4 protein-coding genes are annotated in these 6,141 nt (G+C 54.8%); all 4 read right to left on the bottom strand.

What is annotated here, in order from left to right; all coding sequences use genetic code 11:
- Positions 1-876: 876 nt before the first annotated feature.
- On the bottom strand, positions 877-1,710 hold the full coding sequence (locus C4N04_RS26735; protein ID WP_106797458.1) for a DUF3883 domain-containing protein: 834 nt from the start codon (positions 1,708-1,710) through the stop codon (positions 877-879).
- 94 nt (positions 1,711-1,804) lie between these two features.
- Positions 1,805-2,635, bottom strand: a complete 831-nt coding sequence (locus C4N04_RS26730; protein WP_106797457.1) for a DUF3037 domain-containing protein — start codon at positions 2,633-2,635, stop codon at positions 1,805-1,807.
- The gene (locus tag C4N04_RS26725; RefSeq protein ID WP_106797456.1) at positions 2,632-3,369 is read right to left on the bottom strand and encodes a HipA family kinase; all 738 of its coding nucleotides are present in this window, start codon (positions 3,367-3,369) and stop codon (positions 2,632-2,634) included. The genes C4N04_RS26730 and C4N04_RS26725 overlap by 4 nt, the downstream gene beginning before the upstream one ends.
- 82 nt (positions 3,370-3,451) lie before the next feature.
- Positions 3,452-6,139, bottom strand: coding sequence for a DEAD/DEAH box helicase family protein (locus tag C4N04_RS26720; RefSeq protein WP_106797455.1), 2,688 nt, complete (start codon positions 6,137-6,139; stop codon positions 3,452-3,454).
- Positions 6,140-6,141 lie beyond the last annotated feature (2 nt).

Here is a 6,141-nt window from a genome sequence, read left to right as displayed (position 1 = left end):
GCCCAGGCTTCCTGGTTGTGAGAAACTCCAATGAGGTCTCCATGGAGTAACTCCCGTTCTTCATCCATGGAAATCTCGATCACAGACTAGGCGGCGAAGGACAATGTGGGGGGAGAACACCGGTTACGAAATTCCTGGGCTAAACACTACCGTCTTTCGGCTGAGCATAGCTACGTGGCTAGGCAGCTGGCTGAGGAGGATAGGATCGCCGGAGCGTCGCCAGTGCGGAAGGCATCCCGATTCACAAGCTTGCGGCCACCTAGGACTTCGATAGGACCGGCGTAGGAGCTACACAATGCCGGATGACAGGAGGCTAGGCGGCACCAGAGTTATACCAACACAAGGGCGGTGCGCGGCGGTTCATCATCTAATGAAAGCACGCACAAAATAGATCAACAGGCAGCGCGTTCGGTTCGAGCTTAAATCAACGATGCCCGCAGCCCTAGCCTCGTTGCTGAGGGAGCGATCACCACTGCGACGAGCTGAAACGCGCGGAAATGTTTTCAGCGCTGGCCACCAAGGATTTCCCCAGGAGCAAGCTGCAGGTTCGAAGACAGCAAGCGCGGCAACTGAAAGATCTGTGCTGGCAACGTTACGATGCGCGACTGCCAATTAGCTCAATGCAACTGAAGCGCGTCCACGGACCTTTACATCCAAACACAAAAAGCGGACTTTCGGCAAGTCTGTCAAGTTATGGGAAACTTAGCGTCAAGGTCAGGGTCATTTCCTCAACGATTTCGGAGTTTGCGTCAAGGCGGGCAGCAACCCCAGATTGGTATTTGTAAACGTTGTGAGCGGTTTACCTTTACACAGCAAGGTAGGGACGCCAAAAATGTAAAGGTGCGCCGCCGCCGCTGTTCTCTGCAGAGGCAACGGTCAGTGAAAACTCGCATGGAAAGTTGTGGCAGTGAGCATCTCATGCGCACTCAATGGTGGCGCTAGTTCAAACGCTTTTGGCTCCCTGGAAAAATTCCAGAGCCGAAGAAGACGCCACTCCTCACGGCGTTCCTCTGCCACGGCAACCTCATTGCGGCTGATATAGAACGGTGTTCGCTCCCAGCCATTCGTCGTCTTTATCTCAAGCAATCGCGCTTTTCCGTTAGGGGTAAAGCTCTCGATATCGTAGCCGGCACCATCTCCCTCTTCGTCTGAGATCCAACGCACCTTTTGAGCCAAGTCGCCACGGCCCACCGCGCTCAGCGTGGCGCGTTCATGTGCAAGGACAAGCTCTTCTCCTGCTCGCCCAAGCGCGCGGTTACGCTCATCTCTGCCAGCTACGTCAAATTTTGCGGCGATGCGCAGCATCTGCTCCAGCTCTTGTGGCTGCGGTTGATTTGAAAGCGTTGGAGGAGGCCCGATCCACAACGGCTCTGCCTCGCGGAGTTGATATGCTGAAGACGCCGTCGGCTTTCGCTCGAGGTAGGCAGGGTTGCGCATAAACCAACGCATGACGGCATCGATAAGCGATGCCTGGAAGTTGAATGCCGGCTTGTAGCCAGGGATCCAATCCTCTCCGAGGCCCTTCAGCACGGCACTGATATTCTGATGCTTGAATTCGATTGATGTGCGGGATCGACCGAGCTGCGATTGGAGGCCGCGGTTCCGTTCTGCCTTGTTGTATCGGTTGCCGGCGACGTCGGAGGCAAGCATCGCGAAATAGTCGACCACGATCAAATCGTTTTCTGTGTCAGTCCAGGGGCCTTCAGCCATGATGCAACATTGTAGGCAACATCTTCAGTTGTAATCGGAGCATAACCGCACTGATTTTAGCTGCACAACAAGGCGAAGCTCGACCGCGACGTCGTCACTCCATCGCGTCGATCAGTTCGCTCTCGTTTTGTGCGTCCACCACCTTGATGTCGTTCGCACGGAACAAATCCACAGCCTCGCGGAAAGCCTGCTTGCGTTTTGCGGAGTCGTTTGGTCCCTCGACTGCCACAACTACGTCGGGCGGAAGCTTTTCTTTGAGGCGTTGGATAGTGAACAGCCACTTGTTGCCGTGATCGAGAATGCGGGTCGGCTCGTCCTGGCCAAGGTAAATGGGCTTCAAGACTTTGAGTGGCTTGTTTTCAACAACTTCCACGAAAGGGAATTTCGCTGAATAGAGACCGTCCGAGAAGGCCATGGGTTTAAAATTCCGGCCAATGTCGCGCAACTTGAACAGGGCACGGACCTGCTTTTCGAGCAGACCTTCCCGATAAACTGCGCCAGCGAAATTCCGCCTGACGTAATAATTAAACAGGTCGTCGAGCTTAGCCTTAGGATTATCCGTCATTGCGAAGCGCACTTCGCTGAAGCGGATCATTCCCTCACGATTTTTAGTGAGCGCATGGAATAGATGCTCGGCATTATCACTCAGCTCGAACTCAAATCTCTTCTGCCCGTTGCCTATATGCCCGGCGAGATCACGGATACGTTTCAGCTCAACGTGATAGCTCTTCAATACGCCACGGGTGGTCGTAGCCTCGACAGTATCGAAGAAGCTTGTTAGCCGCCCTAAGCGCCTGTCTTCGATCTGAAAATCGAGGAAGCTCATGCGTGGCGCAACCAGCACAATACCGATATTTGCGAATTCTTCCGTTTCAACGTGAGGCTGGAAACGGATAATCGCATAGCTGACAGCATGCTTTTTCATGTTCGTTCCCAAAAGCCTGGCACTCTATAACGCTTCAATGTGTCCTCGACACGATGCAGCGACAAGGCAATGCCGATCGTGCAGGCGTCATCTACATAGTGCCATCGATCCGGGATGTCACCAAGGATCTCTGGCAGATCCAGCAAGGCCTTTTCAAACAGGGCACTGTAGTGGTTCTGCAGCTCAGGCTGACCACAGATTTCGATCAGCGCGCTCCTGAATATATGACTTTCAAGCAGTGTATGAAGTGTTACCGTTTCGTCGAACGATAGATTGTGATCAATCACGATCATCCGCCGATCTGTCTCTGACCAAAGGATGTTGGGATTGCCGCCTGTGTCACTCAGGGTGCGGTCGCCGTTCCGAATCCACCAATCGAACGCAGCAACATCGCGTTTCACCTTAACCGGCGTCTGCTGCACATTGATGAATGATATTTCGTTAGCGTTCTCAACGTTCTCAGAACCGAATAGAAGCCCGGATCCGAGGTCCCGCAAGGCTCCATTACGACCCGCTTCATAGAGCTCATGTGGAACCGTAACTATACAAAATCGCGGGATGGGCAAGCCTAGCCGACGCGCCAACTGGCCGGCGATCCATTCTTTGACCAGCGAATCGTAACCGGCTCCCCTGCCTTTGACAAAGTAGAGCTTATCGTCAGCGCCTCGGCAAATATAAGGCTCGGTAATACCCTGATCGGAACGTCTCAACACTTCGTCGATTTCGATTGGCATCAGTCCCCACGAGCACCAAACAACAAGATATTTCTAACCACACCACAGGTGCGCGTCCAACATCGAGGTCGCGCCCTTTCAACTACCCTCGCCGCGAACGTGCCATCAGCCCGGCAAAACTGGCGCTTTCGGTTATGTCGCTATCTGCGACCAGAGCGTAACCCCAGGGCTTCCCACCTGTCTCCTTGGCAAGATCGCTCGCATATTGCACCCATTTTACCGCGGCCCGAGCTTTTTCCAGCACAACTTCGTCGTCGATTTCCCTATCGGATTTGACTTCGACGATGAGCTTCTCTCCGACCGTCTCGACAACAAAGTCGGGCTCATAGGCTCTGCCGGCGCGGTATTCGATCTGGAACTGACCACTGGCCGGCTTGAGCCAACGGAGAACGTCCGCTTCAGCTATATTGTCTACCAATGCAGCGAAACGGCGCTCGGCATCTGAATCGAATTTGTGTTGTTGGTAAGGGCTCTTCTTCGTCCCGTAGAAAATGTAGCCTGAAGTGTCCGAGAGTGGTTTCGCCGCCTGAGTAATCGGCAACCTCTTCGCGATCGAGGAGATGCCGAATGCCTGCGCTCGCAGCATACGGAACGAGCGCACCATTTTGGCGCGATAATCGGCCGGCGTCTCCCTGTAATGTGCCTTCATCTGCTCGAAAATGATCTGCGCGAGTGTGCGGCCATGCGCCAGCGCCACATTCTCCACGTCTTCTTCCGTTTCGAGATAGCTGCGCAGGTGGGTGATCATCTGGCCCGCCAGCTTGAAAAGCAGATCGGCCTGGGAGTCGTAGTCCACCTGGTCCATATCGATCAGGTGCTTGACGATATAATTCCCGATTTGCCCTTCTCTCGGGCCTGCTACTGAACGCGCCAGATCCCGCTGCGTGTCATCACGGAGGTTTCGGATACGGATCTTGTCGGAAATGGGCTGATAGCGGATGTGCTCGTAGCTCGAAAGATCAAAGTCCTCGAACCAGAAGTTGACCTCACGGCTGGGCAGCACGACGATTTCGGGTATCTCGATCGTGTGCTCGGCGATGCTCGCTGCGACTACGCCGACAATTTTCTCGATGTCGCGCTTTTCGACTATTCCTTCCAGTGTGCCCTGAGCTTGGCTTTGTCGCTGTATGCGCTTGATATCCGCGACGATCTCGGCCTGCACCTCAGGCCGATTGAGGTCCTTGACCCCGCCTTGTAGAGCACGCTCATATTTCTGCGCCACCAAGTCGATCGCGGCTGCTGCGATCTTCTGATCTTCTGGATGGTCGAAAACGAAGGCTGTGCCGTCGTCCTCCATACCGTCATTCCGCTTGCCCGTAAGCATGGACTCGAAGCCTGTCGCCACTTCGACCACACGCGATCCTTGATCGGAAACATCGCCATGCTCACCGATCGTGATGGTCTTGATCTGAACAAGAGAGTCGGCGTCTTTCGCCTTCTTGATCACCTCGTCGAAGCGATCGTGTGCGATGACGGTCAGCGTATCAACGAATTCATTGCCGGTCCGCTCGCCATAGGGCAGACGCAGACCGCGGCCGAGTGTTTGTTCGGTCAGGATATCAGAGGCTGAGGCACGAAGTGGCACGATGGTGTAGAGATTGGTTACGTCCCAGCCTTCCTTGAGCTTGTTGACGTGGACGACAATCTCCGTGTTGTCGTCACTTTCCAGCTTCACCAGGCGCGAGACGGCCTCGTCGCTTTCTTCTCCCTTGAGGTTGGAATGCACCTCTATGACACGGCCCTTGTATGCTCCCTTCAGGAACTGGTCGTCTTCGATCTTGTCTTTGATCGCCTTGGCGTGTGTGGTGTCCTGGGCCACCACGAGAATGAAGGGATTAACTCGCTTGCGGCCCGTTTGGCGGGCGTAAAGATCGAGCTGGGTCTTCACTTCTTCATGGTAGTGAATGCCGTCTTCGAGCATGATCCGCTCGAGTGTGTTCTGGTCGTAGTCCTGAGGGCGGAAATCGACGCGGGTCGCGACGGCGGGTTCCTTGACGTATCCATCGGCCATCGCATTGCCCAGGCTATAGCTGAATATCACGTTGCCGAACGATTTCGACTTCGCGCCAACAGAACGCGGCGTCGCCGTCAGTTCCAATCCAAGGATCGGTTTCAGATCGCTGACGGCGCGCAGGCCGGCGCTGGCGCGGTAGCGGTGGGCCTCATCCATCAACATAACTAGGTCAGGAAGTTCGGCGAGATAATCGAAGTAGGACTGGCCAATATATTCCCGCATGGTGCGGATACGACCTTTATCCTTGTTTATCTTATCGACGTTGAAAATGTTGATAATCGCTTCGCCGCCGAACAGATCCGAGCCGCGCACGCCGCGTCCCTCTTGCCAAGTGTCGCCGGTAACAATGATCGGCGGCACTTGTGCAAACTCGGCGATACCGCGAAAAACATATTTCGGCGAGTTCTGGCGCGAAAAGTCCGCAACCAGCTTGTCGTAGATCGTCGTGTTCGGTGCCAGCACGAAAAAGTTCTTCGATCGGCCGGTGAGGTAGAGGTAGCTGATGAATGCGCCCATCAGCCGCGTCTTGCCGACGCCGGTGGCCAGTGCAAAGCAGACCGACGGAAAATCGCGTTCAAAACTCTCGACACTGGGCCAGGCCGAACTGATGGCCAACAACGTTGCGACCAGATCCTCATCCTTGCCCAGAGGAGCTGTGTCGAGCAGCTTTGCGAGGATGTGGAGTGCTTCTTCCTGAGGCTTGCGGAGCGAAAGGCGCTGGGCGATCTGACGCAGAATACGTTCAGGGTTGTTCATAG

The organism is Rhizobium sp. H4, assembly GCF_003013335.1.
Taxonomy (GTDB): Bacteria; Pseudomonadota; Alphaproteobacteria; order Rhizobiales; family Rhizobiaceae; genus Rhizobium; species Rhizobium sophoriradicis.
The sequence above is the reverse complement of the archived record's forward strand: the minus strand, read 5'-3'. Positions and strand labels throughout refer to the sequence as shown.

What these genes read in the sequence shown, in the direction of transcription:
- C4N04_RS26735 (WP_106797458.1), bottom strand. Translation starts at nt 1,710, where the DNA reads ATGGCTGAAGGCCCCTGGACTGACACAGAAAACGATTTGATCGTGGTC.
- C4N04_RS26730 (WP_106797457.1), bottom strand. Translation starts at nt 2,635, where the DNA reads ATGAAAAAGCATGCTGTCAGCTATGCGATTATCCGTTTCCAGCCTCAC.
- C4N04_RS26725 (WP_106797456.1), bottom strand. Translation starts at nt 3,369, where the DNA reads ATGCCAATCGAAATCGACGAAGTGTTGAGACGTTCCGATCAGGGTATT.
- C4N04_RS26720 (WP_106797455.1), bottom strand. Translation starts at nt 6,139, where the DNA reads ATGAACAACCCTGAACGTATTCTGCGTCAGATCGCCCAGCGCCTTTCG.